The organism is Pseudomonas sp. NPDC088444 (genome assembly GCF_044900175.1).
In the GTDB taxonomy this organism is placed as follows: domain Bacteria; phylum Pseudomonadota; class Gammaproteobacteria; order Pseudomonadales; family Pseudomonadaceae; genus Aquipseudomonas.
In genome coordinates this window covers 30992-48109 of record NZ_JBJDNK010000012.1, presented here as the reverse complement: position 1 = coordinate 48109, position 17118 = coordinate 30992, and the positions used below count along the sequence as shown (strand labels likewise).

The following is a 17118-nucleotide window of genomic DNA, read 5'->3' as shown; positions in this document are numbered from 1 at the left end:
TTCAGAACTTCTCCTTGGAACAAGGAACTGCCCATGAGTACGCTGTCTGCTGTCGCCCAACCCGCTGTGATCACGGTGGATGAACTCAACGCACGCCTGGACCGTCTGCTGCCGGAGATCGCCGCAGGCGCTGCGCAGCGTGAGCGCGAACGCCAACTGCCCTATGAAGCCGTGGCGCAACTGGCCAAGGCCGGGGTGTTCACGGCCCGTATTCCCACTCGCTTTGGCGGTGCGGGCGGTTCGGTCAGGGACGTGATCGCACTGCTGATCCGCATTGCCTCGGCGGACTCCAACGTGGCACAGGCCCTGCGTCCCGGCTTCGGCTTTGTCGAGGGGTTGTTGGCGTCTAAGGCCGAAGGCGCAGAAGCCGAGCGCGAGCGCTGGTTTGCGCGCTATCTGCACGGCGCGGTGGTGGGTAATGCCGGGTGGGAAATCGGCGGGGCGAACGGTTCGGTCAGCGCACGCATCGTGCGCGAGGGTGATCACTATCGGGCCTCCGGCAGCAAGTATTACAGCACCGGTTCGCTGTACGCCGACTGGGTCAGTGCGGTGGCGCTGGATGAGAACGAGCAGCCGGTGTCGTTCATCCTGCCTCGCGACCGTCAGGGGCTTGTATTGCTCGACGATTTCGATGCCATGGGCCAGCGTCTGACCGCCAGCGGCACGACGCACTTGCGCGACGTGCTGGTCAAGGCCGACGAGATTCGCACGCGCACGGTGGAAGAGGGCAAGCGGACCATCGTCACGCCGTTTCTGCAAGTGTTCCTCGCTGCGGTCAATGCCGGTATCGCCCGCAATGCGCTGAACGATGCCGTGAGTTTTGCCACGACCCATGCGCGGCCGATCAAGCACAGTACAGCCACGCGCTCGGTGGACGACCCCTATGTGGAATTGAGCGTGGGCGACGTTTCTGCTCGGGCGTTTACGGCCGAAGCGGTGGTCTTGCGCGCGGCAGAATCCATCGACCGGGCTTGGGTCGCGGGGCTGGATTCGGTGGCAGTGGATCAGGCGGCGGTCGATGTGGCGCAGGCGCAATACGTGGCGGCCGAGTCGGCGCTCAAGGCGGCGGAGTTAGTGTTCGATGTCGGCGGTGCCTCGACCACGGGGCGCGCTCACAACCTTGACCGGCACTGGCGCAATGCACGCACAGTCTCCAATCACAACCCTCGCCACTGGAAGGCCGCAGCGGTCGGCGCCTGGCAGTTGAAGGGCACGCCACCGCCGACGTCCGGGTTGTTCTGAGGCCAAACGGCGACAGATAGATCGCGTTCGCCAGCAAGCCAGCTCCCACAATGGCTGCGTCGGAGCCTGGCCTCTTGTTCGACGCTTAACCTGTGGGAGATTCTATGTTGGTTGTCCAGCCGCTTTCGCCACCAAGGCGGCTCCCACAGAATCGGCGCCGATCAAACATCCATGGTTCGACACACATCACTGTGGGAGCCGGCTTGCTGGCGAATGCGTGATATCTGCAACACATGGGGCGGCTGACAGGTGGTGCGCCCTGGCAGGACGGCTTCACCTGGAGCGGCAGCGTCCGCATCTGTTCGATTTCTGCGTAGATTTCATGCACCCATGGGTACTTATCAAGACGTTGTCACCAGCCCTGCGCAACCATTGCCCACCCCCCTCCAGTGCCGCATTCCGATGATCATCGGTTGCGCGTTGTTCATGGAGTTGATCGACGCTACCGCTGTGCTCACTGCATTGCCGCAAATGGCACGGGAATTCGGTGAGCCCAGTGTGCGAATGAATCTGGTGGTGTCGCTTTACCTGCTGGCAGTGGCGCTGTTCGTGCCGGTCAGTGGTTGGGCGGCGGATCGCTTCGGGCCCCGGCGCGTATTCGTCAGTGCCATCGTGCTGTTCACGTTGGCATCGGTGGCCTGTGCCTGTTCGACCTCGTTGCTGCAACTCTCGCTGGCGCGTCTGGCCCAAGGGGCCGCGGGCGCGATGATGGTGCCGGTGGGGCAGGTGATCCTGCTGCGCTGGTCCGCGCGGGAAAACCTGCTGCGAGCGATGTCCTACCTGACCATCCCGGCGCTGATAGGGCCGATTCTCGGTCCGCCATTAGGCGGGTTGCTGGTGACGCTGTTGTCCTGGCCATGGATCTTTCTGATCAACGTGCCCATCGGCGTGCTCGGGATCGGTCTGGTGGTGCGCTACATCCCCGACTATCCCGGCGCGCGTCATCGACCGCTGGATGTTCGCGGGCTACTGCTCAGTGCGATCGGGCTGGGTGGGCTGGTCTTCGGTTTCGAGGCCATTGGTCATGGCCTGTTGCCGCGCTACGGGTCGTTGGCGCTGGTGGGGTTGGGACTGCTCAGCGCGGTGCTGTACGTGCATCATGCCCGACGCGCAACGCATCCGTTGATTGATCTGTCGTTGTTGCGCATCCCCACGTTCAGCGTGAGTTTCTGGGGCGGTAACCTGATGCGCATCGGCAGCGCGTCGCAACCGTTTCTGCTGGTGCTGCTGTTCCAACTCTGTTTTGGTCTCAATCCTTTGCAGGCCGGGCTGCTCAGTTTCGTCGGCGGGGCGGGGGCGTTTCTGATGAAGCTGCTGGCGGTGCGCATCGTCAGCCGTTTCGGGTTCAGACGGACCCTGATCGGCAACGCCGTGTTGACCGGTCTGACGCTGGCGGCCACAGGTCTGTTCGACATCACCACGCCGTACTGGGTGGTGATCGTGGTCCTGTTCATCAGTGGGGTGATTCGCTCGTTGCAATTCAGCACCCTGGGCGCGCTGACTTACGCCGACGTGCCTGCGCCGCAGTCCAGTGCCGCGAGCAGCCTCTCGGCCATGAGCATTCAACTGACCATGAGCCTCTCAGTGGGCGTGGCCGCGGCGCTGCTCAGCCTGATCATGGTGTGGCGTGAACACGCCGTCCTCACGGAGAGTGACATCGCACTGGTCATGGGATTGGCGGGCGTCTTGTGCGTGGCGTCGGCGCTGGTGTACCGCAGGCTTTCCGTCACCGCCGGATCGGCGGTTTACGCGTCGGGGGAGCGATGAGAATGAGGCGTTCACGCCGGGCAAGCGGACACATCGATGGGGTGGCCGCCGCCCACGCTATGGCATGAGGTGCTAAAGACTATTCCGGATAGCCTTTTTGTGGCCGATCCTCAAAAGTGACTCGGCGGTTGTTGGGTGCCGGTTTGCTGAAATAATAAGGCCCGGTGTCCGCCCAATGCGCCGATTGATGGATGTACTGGCTGCGCAGCAGTGTTTCCTGGGAGGCACTCAGGGTCACGGGTTTTCCCGCAGTGACCTGTTGCAGCACGTGTGCAGCGATGGGTTTCAGATCCGCAGGCAGCGCAAAACGCGGGTCCGTTTCGGCGATGGCGGCAAACGGGACGCCATGGCGTACCCCCAGTTCGCGCATGACGCGCAGAGGGATCAAGGCCAGTTCGTGGCGCACCTGTCTTTCCATTCGCACGCAAATCCAATAGTCCTGACTGACCGAGCCCGACGCGCCACCTGCGCCCCCGGCTGCGCGCCAGGACTGAACCGTTACGCTGCCTGTCTGGGCGATTCCGGAGTTCCGGAGCCGCTTGGCTTGCGCCTGTGCCGTGGCCCATGCCTGGCTGGCCTGTACCGTCTCATCATCCCGGACGGTGGCGCGTACGGGTTGGGTCATCCACAGCTGCTCACGGGTCTGCGGGAGGTAACCACCGCCAATGTCCGCGTGGGCGCCGGGCAACACGATGGACTGATGGCTGGCGTGCACTTTATTCAGCGGGAAATTCAAGCGGTACTCGTCACGCGCGTGAAGATGAATGACTTTACGCGCGCAGCCCGGTGGCAGGTACAGGTTGATCCCGCGATTGATGTCGTTGCCGGGGCCGAAATCCCCGTGTGCCGGGTCCGAGATGGCGGCGACCGTGTCGAACAGCGCAATCAGGTTCATGCTCACGTCGGTCATCGCTGCTGGACCGAAGCGGCCAGCTTGAAGCATCGGTCTGAACGCTCCGTGCCCTGGTTTGAGCAATTCGTTGGCGCAGTGTCTGGCAGCGGCGGCGCCTCGGCTGAAGCCAAAAATATCGAACTCAACGCCTTTGATGACGGTGCCAGGGTGGTGTTTTCTGAAGGTCTCAACCTGCCGGGCAATCAGATCAGGTGCCCGCTTGACCTTGGCCAGTACACCGGTTTCGCCTTGCCCCAGTAGTTGCCCATTGACGGCGGAGTCCTGGCCGCCGCTGCGTGTGCCGATGCCGTCGACATAGGCCTTGAGATAGGCGACGGGCGTTCTGGTGTCGATCGGGCTTTTCGAATGGTCCGGGTACAGCTCGTACAAATGAACCACGTTGGTCGGCGCGCCGCCGTAGCTGGTGCCGGGTACCGAGTTGAAGCGGGTGCCGTCAAAATCACCGAAACCGTATTTCGAGCACGTTGTTTTGATATTTGCCAGCTCGCTTGCGCTGCATGACTTCAGGTCCAGCCGTCGGCACTGCGCCGTGGCAGCGACGTTGTCCCGATTGTTTCCGGTGCCATCGAAAAACAGGCCCAGGCGCAGAATGATACCCGGAGTTCTCAGCTCTTCTTCCTCTTCCTCTTCCTCTTCTTCTTCCCACGAGGTGTGATCGAGCGACAAATCGGGCAGGGGTAAAGGCGTGTCATGGCGTTTGTTGAACGCCGAAATGGGGGGCATAAACATGTTGCTCATCCTTGATAGTTGATCCAGCGCATCCGAGCGCTTTTTTTTGCAAAGTTTCACGCCTCACACGTCAGTGAGGGCTGAGCAAAAATGAATGGAATCCGCCTGTTTTTCCAGAGCAATGACAGTGAAGAGGACGGTTCCTGATTGATATGAGGAGCTTTCCTACGTGAACGTCGCTGGAGTCATCGCTGTTGGGTTTGCGACAGGCAATGCACAGACGGTGTCGTCAACACCACTTTTCTTGTGCTGCTGACGGGCTAAAGCCGCAGAGACAGAGGGCTGCATCGCTGGCATGAATCCTGATTGAGCCGTGCAGACGCCCGAGGGACGCGTTCGTGGCGCCCCTGGAAGGGGCGTCGTATTTCATAGGGGCCAGCATCCGGTTGCTGGCCCCTCCTGCCTGAAAGCTGCGCGGCCACAGGCGTCATTCAGGAACCGTATCTGCCATGAGTTCGTCCTTTTCCTCTTTCGCTCCCCGTGATCGTCGATTGCGCAGCTGGAATGTCCAGCACCTGCCGACGAAGCCGGTGGCATTCGTGGGTTTTTTCATCGGTAATTTCAAAGGGTGGTACGTTGCCATTCTGTTGCTCCAGATCGCGGCGGTGATTTGCACGCTGCTGGTGCCCTGGGGCTTGGGGCAGATCACCCGCACGGTCACTAACGGCCTCGATGCCGGGCAGGCGTTTGTCGTGCTGCAATGGCCGCTCACGCTGTTTGCGGCGGTGCTGGTCTCCGAGGTGCTGTTCACCCGCGCGGCTGCCGGATGCCATATCCACGTATTGCCGTTGCAACGGCGCACCGTGACCCATGTGGTCTATGCCTACCTGCAACAACATTCCCACCGCTTCATCAGCAACGAATTCGCGGGCGCGCTGGCGCACCGGGTCTCGGAGGTGGCGCTAGGGGTCAACCAGACCCTGAGCATTCTGCTGTTCGACCTGATTCCGTTGCTGGTGACGCTGTCGCTGGCCACCGCGTTGTTGTGGACCGCATCGCCGCTGATGGCGGTGTTCATGGCGGGCTGGTCGGTGCTGTTCATTGTCGTCTGTTACTTGCTCGCACGGCGCAGTCATCCGCTGGCGCAGCAGTATTCAGCGGCCCGCAGCACCAGTTCCGGCAAGGTGGTGGACGCGGTGTCGAACCTGGCCAACATTCGCCTGTTCGCTCGGCATGCTTATGAACACACTTACCTGGGCAGCTTCCTCGACAAAGAGGTGGCGGCGGCCTATCGCTCGTTGGGCTACATGGAGAAGATTCGATGGTTTCAGACCGGCTGCGGCGTTCTGCTCAAGCTTGGTCTGCTGTTGCTGGCGTTGCAGTTGTGGCGCACGCAGCAGATCGACATCGCCGGTTTTGTAATGTCTACCAGCCTCTCGCTGCTGATCATCAGCGATGTGGGTAACCTGTCCCGGCGTTTTCTGGAATTCTTCGAGGCCACCGGCAATATTGCCAACGGGGTGCGCACGCTGATTCGCCCACACGAAGTGGTGGACCGGCCGGGCGCCAGGGCGTTGCAGGTCAAGCGTGGCGATATCGAGTTTCGCGATGTGGGTTTCGGTTACGGCGCTGATCAGACGATTTTTCAGCACTTGAACATCGTGATCCCGGCCGGGCAGAAGGTCGGTCTGGTGGGCGCGTCTGGGTCAGGCAAGTCGACCCTGCTTAGCCTGTTGCTGCGCCTGTACGACGTGCAAAAAGGCGAGGTGTTGATCGATGGTGTCGACGTGCGCAACGTCACCCAGCATTCACTGCACCAGCAGATTGGCCTTATTCCGCAGGAGCCGGGCCTCTTCCATCGCAGCATTCGGGAAAACATTCACTACGGACGTCTCGACGCGTCTCTGGACGAAGTCGCCGAAGCCATCCATCGAGCAGGGGCCAGTGAGTTCATCGACAGCATGGAGCAGGGTGATGAGTCGCTGGTTGGGGAGCGCGGCGTCAAGCTGTCGGGTGGCCAGCGGCAGCGCATCGCCATTGCCCGGGTGTTGCTGAAGAACGCACCGATTCTGGTGATGGACGAGGCAACGTCGAGTCTGGATTCGATCACCGAGCGCTTCATTCAGGACAAACTGGACGAAATCATGGAAGACAAAACGGTGCTGGTGGTCGCGCACCGGTTGTCGACGGTGGCGCATCTGGACCGGATTCTGGTGTTCGACAAAGGCCGGGTGGTCGAGGACGGCACGCACGAGCAGTTGTTGCGTCTGGGTGGTCAGTATGCGCGGCTGTGGAATCAGCAATTCAGCGATGAGCTGGGTGAGGCGGTCTGAGGTCGGAGGGAAAGGCGCGGTGTGCCCGTCACACCGCGTTTGAGGGTCAGATCGACAGGTGCAGCACGCGCTCGTCGGCGGTCGTCTGATGGGGGCGGCGCTTGTTGACCTTGAGTTCACCCAGGTTGATCAGCAGCGTGCGCGTCACATTGCGGCTCAGGCCCAGCAGCTCGGCGGTGTGCACCTGATTGTGATGACAGAACTTGTAGGCCGCGCTGAGCAGCGTGCGTTCGACGTGTTCGTGCAAATGCTCGATCTGTTCTTCGAACAATTGTTGCAGGGCGGTCTCGAGAAGGCCCAGTCCCGACTGATCGGCGGGCAGCGTGTCTTCGTGACGCTCCAGGCGCAGGTTAGACAAGCGCAAGTCATCGCTGTGAATCACCCCGTCACGGCAGATCAGCAGGGTGTGATGAATCACGTTTTCCAGTTCCCGGATGTTGCCTGGCCAAGTGTAGGTTTCCAGCTTGTGCGCAGCGTCCGGGTTCAGGCGGATCTCGCCGTAGTTCAGTCGTTTGCTGTAGCTGGCGATGAAGTGCCGCACCAGTGGAAGGATGTCGCCGGGCCGGTCCCTCAGCGGGCTGAGTTCCAGATTGACCACGTTGAGGCGATAGAACAGGTCTTCACGGAAGTGTCCGGCATTGATCGCCTTTTCCAGTTGCACGTTGGTCGCGGCCAGCACGCGGACGTTGATTGGAATGCTCTTGCGCGAGCCCAGTCTGACCACTTCGCGTTCTTGCAGTACGCGCAGCAGCTTGACTTGGATCGACATCGGCAGGTCGCCGATTTCATCGAGGAACAGGGTGCCGCCATTGGCTTCCTCAAACCAGCCTGCCTTGGCACTCAAAGCGCCGGTGAAGGCGCCTTTCTCATGGCCAAACAGTTCCGCCTCGACCAGCGATTCGGAAAACGCGCCGCAGTTGACGGCCACGAAGGGTTGGGCCTTGCGTGCGCTGAGGTTGTGAACGTGGCGTGCTACCAGTTCTTTGCCGGTGCCGGTTTCGCCGATGATCAGGACGCTGGCCTCGCTTGGGGCGATCTGTTGCAAGTGGCGCAGCAGGGCCTGGGATTTGGGGTCTTCGAAAACTTGCGCGGTGGCGCGGATCGAGGTGGCCAGCGCGGGCGAGGGCGGTAAGGTCAGCAGTTGCATGATGATCCCTATGAATAAAAGGTCGGGATGGGCGAGGTGCGGTTCAGCGCCCAGTCCCCCAGTTCATGGAGTTTGTAATCGAGCGGGTCATGCAGGCTCTGGGTGCGCAGGTTGCGCCAGTGCCTGTCGAGGGCCACGGAAGCGTGGGTGGCGCGGGCGCCGGTGACCTCGAAGATCTTGCTACAAAGTTCCAGGCCATGACGGCTGGCCGCGACTTTGGCGGTGGCGATGGCAATGGCGACTTCGCCGCGTTCTTCCGAAGTCAGTGCCGATTCCTTGGCCCAGGCGTCGTCAAGCAGGCGTCCGGCGCGTTCGATCAGCAGCCGTGTGCTTTCCAGCGCGACCCAGAACTCCCCGTAATGACTGAGCACATACGGGTCCTGCGTGTTGTCCGAGACCCCGGAGCGAAACCACGGGCGCGTTTCTTCCCGGGTGTACTTTCGCGCTTCCTCAAATGCGCCTTCGGCGATGCCAAGGAAGATGTTGGCGAAGTGCAGTTGCGCGATCAGTGGGCGCAGGCACGCGAACGGTGTGCTCAGCGGGCCGGGGTCCAGCAACAGTTCAGACTCTTCGACGCGCACCCGTTTGAAGGTCACGCTGCCACTGTCGGTCTGGCGCTGGCCCATGTTGTACCAGTCGTTGTGCAGGGTAATGCCGCTGCGTGCACTGGGGATTGCGGCGATCAGCAGCTTGCCGCCCGCCGCTTCATCCACCGCTGAGGCGATGAGCATTTCCGAATCGTTGGCGCCGGAGCAGAAGCTCTTTTGCCCGGAAAATTCGCGCCAGCCGTTGCGCCCCTTGACCACGGTACGGGTGTCCAGCGGGTTGAGCGTGTTGCCCCAGAACCAGTTGTGGCTGGCGGTGAGCTTGAACCAGGTCTGCCACTGCGAGGGTTTGGCGAACAGGCGAACGGTGGCCAGCATCAGGTGGTGAAAGCCGAAAACGTGCGCGATGGAGCTGTCGACCCGGGCGAACTCGCGGATGACCTCGAACGTTTCCGACCAGTTGGCGCCCAACCCGCCGAACGGGCCGGGAATGCTCAGGGCCAGCAGGCCGCTATGGCGCAGCCGGTCTCTCTCTATCTTGGGTGTACCGCCCAAGGCGTCGCGGTCGACGGCAGTGCGGGCAAACTCGCTCGCCAGCTCTCGAGCGATGTCCAGTGGCGCCTTGCGGGCGTTGAGATAGGTGACAGTCACGGGGGATACCTCTTCCTTGGGGTGGACACAGCCCGGCCGCTCGCCGCTAACCTGTGGGAGCCGGCTTGCTGGCGAAGGCATTCTGTCAGGCGACACATTCGTCGCTGACCCTAAGCCTTCGCCAGCAAGTCGGCTCCCACAGGTTCGGCGTCGAACAAAAGGCTTAGGTCCGGCACGGTCATTGTGGGAGGCAACAGGTTGGTGTTGCTCTCTACTTCGCAGTAATCACCGACAGCTTGGTAATCCCGGCCTTCTCGATGGAGGCCATGGCCCGGGCCACTTCGCCGTAATTCACGCCGTTGTCGGCCTGCAATTGCACGCGCACGTCAGCGTTCTTTTCCTTGGCGGCCTTGAGGTTGGTTTCCAGCAGATCCGGCTGGATTTCGTCCTTGTTGATGAACAGTTTGCCCTGATCGTCGATGCTCACTACCAGCGGGTCTTTTTGCTCCACCGGGGCGACCGATTCGGTCTTGGGCAGGTTGATCGGGATCGAGTTGGTCAAAAGCGGGGCGGTGACGATGAACACCACCAGCAGCACCAGCATCACGTCCACCAACGGCGTGACGTTGATTTCGCTCAGCACTTCATCGCTGTCTTGGGTCGAGAAGGCCATATCAGGACGCCTCCTTCACTTTCTGACCCGAGGCGGTCGCGCCGGATTTGAGCACCGGGTGCAGCAGCACACGGAAGGCGTTTTTCTGCGCCAGGCTGTAGAAGTCGTGGGCGAAATCGTCCAGATCGGCGGCGGTCAGTTTCAGACGGCGCAGGTAATAGTTGTACACCAGCACCGCAGGCACCGCTACGGCGATCCCGACGCCCGTGGCCACCAGGGCTGCACCAATGGGACCGGCCACGGTTTCCAGGCTCGCCGAACCCGCAGCGCTGATGCCCTTGAGCGCCGACATAATGCCCCAGACCGTGCCGAACAGGCCGATGAAGGGCGAGGTGCTGCCGATACTGGCGAGGATCGCCAGGCCCGTTTCCAGTGAACGGCGCTCACGCACGATTTGCTGACGCAGCGCCCGCTCAAGACGGTCCTGATGATTGATCGAATGCGCCAGGTCGGTGGCTTGAGTGCCCTCAGGCACCTGAATGGCGGCATAGCCGGCCAGGGCTACACGGGCAGCGGCGCCCGGTTGGGTCTGCGCCAGTTCAGCGGCCGAGTCCAGGCTGGAAGCGGCCCAGAAATGCTTGTGGAATTTCTTGTCCTGCCCTTTGAGGCGGGCGAACTGTACGCCTTTGAGCAGGGCCAGGCCCCAAGTGGCGACGGAAAAGACGATCAACAACCAGATGACCGCGTGCTCAATAGATTCAAAAGGCGAAGCGATAAGGTTCATGTGAGGCACTCCAACAAGGCATGAAAATCGTTGTAGCGATGCGCCTTTGGTCAGGTAGCCCGCGATGTGATGAATCGGTGTCAGGGGTTACTGCAATTTGAAGTCGATCGGCACGCTGACCCAGCCATCGACCGGGGTGTCGCCCTGTTTCGCGGGGGCGAAACTCCAGCGCTTCACGGCGGCCAGTGCGGCATCGTCGAGTTGATCGCGACCGCTGCTTTTCTGGATCTGCACCTCACCCGGCTTGCCGCTGGCGAGCACGTGGACCCGCAACAGCACGGTACCTTCCCAGTTGCGACGCATGGCCAGTGCCGGGTACTCCGGTGCCGGGTTATGCAGATAACCGGCATTGGCCGAGGCCGGAGTGACCGGGGCAGGGGCTGGCGGTGCAGGCGGCGCCGGGGCGGCCACCGGCTGTGGTGGTGCTGGCGGTTGCTCGACCGGTTTGGGCGCAGGTTTAGGCACCGGTTTTGCCACTTTCGGCTTGGGTTTGGGCAGCGGCTTGGGCGGTGGTTTGGCGGCCAGTTCGTCCTCGACGGGCGGTGGCGGTTCCTCGGGCTGCACCACAGGCTCGGGCGGCGGTGGCTCCACCACCGGGGGCGCGGGTTGGGAAAACTCGATGGTCATCGGCGGGATTTCCGGTGGCACCACGGGCAACGGCGGCGTCGAACTGCTGTTGACCCAGTAGATCACTGCCCCGTGCAAGACCAGGGCGAACACCCCCAGTAGAACGCCTTCGCGACGACTCAGAATGCGCCGGGGCGTGGTGTGCAGCCGCGACAGCGCCAGCGGGCCTCGGTAGACCCGACCCAGATCGAGCAACTCGCCGCCCGGCGCCTGGCGCCAGAGCACATCCAGTGCGCTCGCTGTTTGGGCATTGGCCATTGATTGACTCCTGCTGTTATACAAAACCGGAACACTTGTTCCGTGAACGTTATCAATGAGGCGCATGAGCAATTGAATCAGCGCCGACAGGTGACATCAGGAAGGGGAGCAAGAGCCATACCAACTAATGAACGCCTGTAAAACTGGCTTAATACCACGAGTTTCAATGGTTTTAATTGTGAGAGAGGTACTTTTTGTTTCTCAACTGTTGTTCGATAAACAGTGGCTGTTATGACCCTCTTTGATCTGGCTATAACAGGCGGGCGGTGTGTCTGGCACAGGTATTTCAACGGTCTGCGAAGAGCGCGTGTGCAGTGTTGATATCTGAACAGTGGGCAAGCAAAGTGTCGTTGCGATACGACGTTATTGAGGCGGTGTTCTCCGAAAACCGGCCAATAACGCGTGGCACGAACCCTGCTAAGTGGGTTCAGAGCGCGACTATACGAATAGATGCTCCCACTTATTGATTAACGCAGGAGCAGGAAAGTCGATGCTGCAAAAGTTTGAATTACGTGCTCGCCGTTTTGAATCACTGACCACCGCTTCCAGCCTTGGCATTTTGTTGATGCTGGTTCATGGAGTGGCGCTGGCCGCCGATGATTCGACCGCACAGGACCCACGTCTGGCCACCGTCACGGTGACCGGTGCACAGGCCAGCGAAGCGCAAAAGGCCGAAAAGCAATTGGCCAAGGTGCCGGGCAAGACTGCCGTGATCGACAACCATGAGATCGAACGGGGTCGTGCATCCAACGCCGAAGACGTACTGGCCCTGCAGCCCGGCGTGTTCGCGCAGGCCACCAGTGGCTCGGCGGCGAACAAGATCTCGATTCGCGGATCGGGGCTGAACACCTTCTATCAAGGCTATGTGCTGGGCATCAAATTCCTCTTCGACGGCCTGCCGCTGACCGGCCCCGGCGGTACGCAGGAAGACATGCTGGACATGGCCGGGGTCGATCACACTGAAGTGCTGTACGGCGCCAACGCGTTCAACTATTCGGCGCTGTCCCTGGGTGGCGCGATCAACTTCGTCAGCAAGACCGGCCGCACCGACCCTGGCAACTATGCGCGGTTCGAGGCCGGCAGTTACGGCTATCGCAAACAGGTGCTGAGTACCGGGGGCGTGGAGGGCAATGCCGATTACTACGTCAGCGTGCAACACAACGAGCGCGACGGTTATCAGGACGACACCGAAAACAAAGGGCAGGGCATCGTGGCCAACTTCGGTTACGTGTTCAACCCGAAACTGGAAACCCGGTTCTTCTTGCGTTATCGCGAAGAAACTCTGAGCCAGGGCAACACGCTGACCAAGTATCAGATCAAACACGACCCCACCAGCAACGCGGTACCCTTTGGCCGCAAGAAGGACGGCACCACGCTGCTGGGCAGCAAGACCACCTACACCTTCGATGACAACGCCAAACTGGAAGTGGGACTGGGCTACAACGACTACCCGTTGTACAACGGCTGGCGTTACTCGGCGACCCCTCAGGACTGGCGCTCCAAGGACATCAACCTGACCCTGCGCTACCTGCGCACCGGCGACACCTTTCTGGGGCTGAACAGCGACAGCACGGTCACCTTCAGCACCACCCGCGCTTACCTCGCGGATGTGAAATCCCACAGCAAGGCGACCCACATCAAGCAGCAGGAAACCGACTACACCGGCTCTCGCGACACGGTCTTCTCGCTGGGCAACGAGTTGCAATTGACCGACAACCTCTGGCTGTCCTCAGGGCTGTCGTTCATCGACATCAAGCGTAAGGCCAACATCGAATACACCACCGGGACCAACACCACCGCGTTCCCCAATGGCGTCGAGTACGAAGAGCACGACCTCGCACCGCGCATCGGTCTGCGTTACAAGCTGAACCCCGAGTTCGAACTGTTCGGCAACGTCAGCCGCTCCATCGACCCGCCGGTGACCTGGCAACTGGGCAGCACCGGCACGCCTTACATTCGTGACGTTCGCCCGCAAAAGGCCAACACCGTGGAATTCGGTATCCGCGGCGGGCACGGCATTTTCGATGGCAGCCTGACGCTGTACCGCTCGTGGGTGCAGAAGGAGCTGCTGTCGGTGGTCGTGCGCCAGGCCACGGCCACTCAGGACCAACTGGTGGCCACCTCCAACGGCAGCCCGACGATTCATCAGGGCATCGAAGCGGGTCTGAATGCCTTGCTGTGGGAAGGACAGGGCGGCGACACCGTGACGCTGCGTCAGGCCTACACCTACAACGACTTCCACTACCGCCACGACGCCACCTTTGGCGACAACGAACTGCCCGGCCTGCCGCGCCAGGTCTATCAGGCTGAACTGGAGTACCGTCAGGCCAGCGGTTTCTACGCGCAACTCAACGCCCGGGCGGCATCCAGTTACTACGTGGACTTCGCCAACTCCCTGTCCGCGTCGTCCTACACCTTGTGGGGTGCGAAATTCGGCTATGAAGCGCCGAGCAAGAAGTGGGAAGTGTTCGTCGATGCACGCAACCTCACCAACGAACGCTACGCCACCGCCACCAACACGGCGTACGACGCGAAGGGGCAGGATTCGGCGAATTTCTACCCGGGGGACCCGATCAACGTGACCACGGGCGTTTCATTCCGGTTCTGACCCGTTGACGGGCCTGCCGATGTGGCAGGCTTGCGCCACAGGACCCGTTTGTCAGGAGACCTCACATGCGCTTGTACCTCGTCCGCCACGGCCAGACCCAAGCCAATGCCGAGCACCGTTACCTGGGTTCGCTCGACCCGGAACTGACCTCCACCGGCCGCGAACAGGCGGCCGCGTTGCGCCTTGAACTGCCGGATGCCATCGACGGCATCGTGGTGTCACCGCTGCGCCGAGCGCGACAGACGGCGCAAATCATCAATTACCGGTTGAACCTGCCCTTGCAGGTGAACGAGGCCTTTCGGGAGCGCAATGTCGGGGTGTTCGAAGGATTGAATCAATCCGAAGCGCGGGCGCTGTACCCCGACCTCTGGCAACGGAACATCACCCGCCAATGGCACGTCGGCCCGCCCCAGGGCGAGTCCATCGCCGAGACCGTGGTACGTGTGCATCAGGGGTTGCAGGGCCTGGTGCAGCGGGCCTCGGGGCAGGACGTGTTACTGGTCGGGCATGGCTTTGTGTCCAAGACCGTGCGCGCGCTGATTCGCCAGGATTTCTCCGACTTCTTCGACTGGCAACTGGGTAATGGCCACTGGCTGGTGCTGGAGAATGTCGAGCGGATTCTCGGGTATGGGGTGCCGGGGCAGGATCCGCTGCCCCGTGTCACGGGTTAAAGATGATCCGCGTCGATCACCGCCTGGGCGAACGCTTGCGGGGCCTCTTGCGGCAGGTTGTGGCCGACGCCGCCGTTGATCAGGCGGAACTCGTATCTGCCGGTGAAGCGTTTGGCGTAGTCCTCCGGCGCCGGGTGCGGTGCGCCGTTGGCGTCGCCCTCCAGGGTGATGGTCGGCACGCTGATGGACGGCGCGGTGGCCAGTTTCTGTTCCAGTGCGTCGTAGCGGGATTCGCCCTGCACCAGGCCCAGACGCCAGCGGTAGTTGAACACGGTGATGTCGACGTGATCGGGGTTTTCCAGCGCCTTGGCGCTGCGGTCATAGGTCGCGTCGTCGAATGCCCACTTCGGTGATGCGGTCTGCCAGATCAGCTTGGCGAAGTCGTGGGTGTTCTTTTCGTACCCTGCGCGGCCACGATCGGTGGCGAAGTAGAACTGATACCACCATTGCAGTTCGGCCTTGGGTGGCAGCGGGTTTTTCCCGGCAGCCTGATTACCGATCAGGTAACCGCTGACCGAGACCAGTGCCTTGACCCGCTCTGGCCACAGTGCCGAGACGATGTCCGCCGAGCGTGCGCCCCAGTCGTAGCCACCGAGCACGGCGGTCTTGATCTTCAAGGCGTCCATGAAGTCGATGACATCGCTCGCCAGCGCCGCAGGCTGGCCATTGCGCAGGGTTTTGTCGGAGAGAAAACGGGTGTCGCCGTAGCCGCGGGCGTAAGGCATCAGCACGCGATAGCCCTTGGCGGCGAGCAGAGGCGCGACGTCGTCGTAGCTGTGAATGTCGTAAGGCCAGCCGTGCAGGAGGATCACCACCGGGCCGTCGGCAGGGCCGGTTTCGGCGTAGGCCACGTCCAGCAGCCCGGCATTGATGTGTTTCAACGGGCCAAAGGGCGAGGGCGCTGCATGGCTGACGGCTGGCGCCGCCGTGTCCTGCGCGTGGGCCACTTCCACCGCGCCCAACAGACCCAATGCGAGTAGCGAGGCGCTGACAATCCGGCGTGGCTGAAGACGGGGGCTATGAGGGTGTCCAGGCAGTTTCATGGTGGCGTCTCCGTGCATGTCAATGGGCGAGGGATCAGGCTGATCCCCCTCGAACCTTGCGTGCATTTCAACGCGATCACGTATCTGTGGTGTGTCTCGCAGGCCTGAAGTTGCAACGCTGCGTATCCGGAGCAGGCCCGGATACACAGGGATACAAAATCTGGTCGGGTGTTGCGCTGATCCGTTTCGCCTCAGGCTACCGGGTACGGAGCGACCCCTCGGGCGCGTTATTCCCCGCCGAACTGCTGTCGATACTGATTGGGCGACAACCCGATGCGTTCGCTGAACACTTTGCGCATGTGCCGTGCGCTGCCAAAACCGCAGCGGGAGGCAAGGACCTTGAGCGGCACGTCACAGGTTTCGAGCAACTTGCGGGCGTGGTCGATACGGGCGTTCTGCACGTATTGCATCGGCGTCATGCTGACTTCGCGCTGGAAGGCGCGGGCGAAGTTACGCGGACTCATGGCGGCAATCTCGGCCATGCGTGAAATGGTGTAAGTCTGCTCGATGTGGTCGACGATGTGGGCCTGTACTTTCGCAACGGCACTGCCGTCGCGCGGCACCGCCGCCAGCAGCGGGCTATAGGGCGTCTGGCCGCCTTGGCGCTTCATCACCACCAGCAGCACCTTGGCCACTTCCAGCGCGATGTCCTTGCCGTGGTCTTCGGCGACCACCGCCAGCGCCATGTCGATCCCGGCGGTAATGCCACCCGAAGTGATCAGGTTGCGGTCCACCACATAAATCTGTTCGGTCTCCACCCGTGCTTCGGGAAAACGCTGCGACAGCCGCTCGACGTAGTTCCAGTGCGTGGTGCAGCGATATCCGTCGATTAGCCCGGCCTCGGCCAGCAGAAAAATCCCGGTGCAGATCGCCCCGAAACGATTCGCGCGGCGGGCGGCGTCGGGCAGCCACGCGTTCAGGGCCGGATGCCCGACGCCGTACGCGCCAGGACCGCCGGGCACCAGCAGCAGGTCGATGTCGCAGGGGCAGTCTTCAAGCCGGAAATCGGCCTGCACCTTCAACCCGGATGAACTGCGCACCAGCCCCGGCCGTTCCGAAACGGTGAGCAAGTGGTAGTGCTTTTCCCTGGGGAGCAAGCGATTGGTGATGGAGAACACGTCCATGGGGCCGGTCACGTCGAGCATCAGCACGTCGTTGAACAGCACCATCACCACTGTTTTATGAGCCTTGGGACCTTGCATGCCTCAATCGCCTTCTGTCTGGCCCGAGCGGGCCCACACCGTTTACAAGGCGGCAGTTTAGGGCAAGTGAGTGTCGTTTCGGTACAGATTGGGAAGGAATTTACG

13 protein-coding genes are annotated in these 17118 nt (G+C 61.7%); 5 read left to right on the top strand and 8 right to left on the bottom strand.

All coding sequences use genetic code 11. The features are described 5' to 3' along the window. Nucleotides 1–33 precede the first annotated feature (33 nt). The gene (locus tag ACI2KB_RS22655) at nt 34–1242 is read left to right on the top strand and encodes an acyl-CoA dehydrogenase family protein (protein WP_404638152.1); all 1209 of its coding nucleotides are present in this window, start codon (nt 34–36) and stop codon (nt 1240–1242) included. A 402-nt stretch (nt 1243–1644) separates the two neighbouring features. Further along, a complete protein-coding gene (locus ACI2KB_RS22650) occupies nt 1645–3009 on the top strand; it encodes an MFS transporter (RefSeq protein ID WP_404638379.1) in 1365 nt (454 codons plus the stop codon). A 79-nt stretch (nt 3010–3088) separates the two neighbouring features. Here the strand turns inward: ACI2KB_RS22650 and ACI2KB_RS22645 are convergent, their stop codons facing one another. Continuing rightward, on the bottom strand, nt 3089–4651 hold the full coding sequence (locus ACI2KB_RS22645; RefSeq protein WP_404638150.1) for a DUF2235 domain-containing protein: 1563 nt from the start codon (nt 4649–4651) through the stop codon (nt 3089–3091). A gap of 449 nt (nt 4652–5100) precedes the next feature. Between ACI2KB_RS22645 and ACI2KB_RS22640 the strand changes: the two genes are divergently transcribed. After that, a complete protein-coding gene (locus ACI2KB_RS22640; RefSeq protein WP_404638148.1) occupies nt 5101–6924 on the top strand; it encodes an ABC transporter ATP-binding protein in 1824 nt (607 codons plus the stop codon). A gap of 46 nt (nt 6925–6970) precedes the next feature. Here ACI2KB_RS22640 and ACI2KB_RS22635 read toward each other — a convergent pair whose 3' ends face one another. The 5 genes from ACI2KB_RS22635 to ACI2KB_RS22615 all read right to left on the bottom strand — a co-directional run bounded on the left by ACI2KB_RS22635 (nt 6971) and on the right by ACI2KB_RS22615 (nt 11489). After that, entirely contained in the window at nt 6971–8071 is a 1101-nt protein-coding gene (locus ACI2KB_RS22635; RefSeq protein WP_404638146.1) for a sigma-54 interaction domain-containing protein, read from the bottom strand. Between the two features lie 8 nt (nt 8072–8079). Beyond that, nucleotides 8080–9267, bottom strand: coding sequence for an acyl-CoA dehydrogenase family protein (locus tag ACI2KB_RS22630; RefSeq protein ID WP_404638144.1), 1188 nt, complete (start codon nt 9265–9267; stop codon nt 8080–8082). A 211-nt stretch (nt 9268–9478) separates the two neighbouring features. Then, nucleotides 9479–9880 (bottom strand): ExbD/TolR family protein, encoded by a 402-nt coding sequence (locus tag ACI2KB_RS22625; RefSeq protein WP_404638142.1) that lies wholly within the window; start codon nt 9878–9880, stop codon nt 9479–9481. 1 nt (nt 9881) lies between these two features. Further along, entirely contained in the window at nt 9882–10604 is a 723-nt protein-coding gene (locus tag ACI2KB_RS22620; RefSeq protein WP_404638140.1) for a MotA/TolQ/ExbB proton channel family protein, read from the bottom strand. An 87-nt stretch (nt 10605–10691) separates the two neighbouring features. After that, complete coding sequence (locus ACI2KB_RS22615; RefSeq protein WP_404638138.1) at nt 10692–11489, bottom strand: energy transducer TonB; 798 nt, start codon at nt 11487–11489, stop codon at nt 10692–10694. Between the two features lie 490 nt (nt 11490–11979). Between ACI2KB_RS22615 and ACI2KB_RS22610 the strand changes: the two genes are divergently transcribed. Then, entirely contained in the window at nt 11980–14097 is a 2118-nt protein-coding gene (locus ACI2KB_RS22610; RefSeq protein WP_404638136.1) for a TonB-dependent receptor family protein, read from the top strand. A gap of 65 nt (nt 14098–14162) precedes the next feature. Beyond that, nucleotides 14163–14768: a histidine phosphatase family protein gene (locus ACI2KB_RS22605; protein WP_404638134.1), complete on the top strand. Its 606-nt coding sequence runs from the start codon at nt 14163–14165 to the stop codon at nt 14766–14768. Here ACI2KB_RS22605 and ACI2KB_RS22600 read toward each other — a convergent pair. Together ACI2KB_RS22600 and ACI2KB_RS22595 are read right to left on the bottom strand one after the other, a co-directional pair. Then, a complete protein-coding gene (locus ACI2KB_RS22600) occupies nt 14765–15811 on the bottom strand; it encodes an alpha/beta fold hydrolase (protein ID WP_404638132.1) in 1047 nt (348 codons plus the stop codon). The genes ACI2KB_RS22605 and ACI2KB_RS22600 overlap by 4 nt on opposite strands. Nucleotides 15812–16038: 227 nt before the next feature. Next, nucleotides 16039–17013 (bottom strand): GlxA family transcriptional regulator, encoded by a 975-nt coding sequence (locus ACI2KB_RS22595; RefSeq protein WP_404638130.1) that lies wholly within the window; start codon nt 17011–17013, stop codon nt 16039–16041. Nucleotides 17014–17118 lie beyond the last annotated feature (105 nt).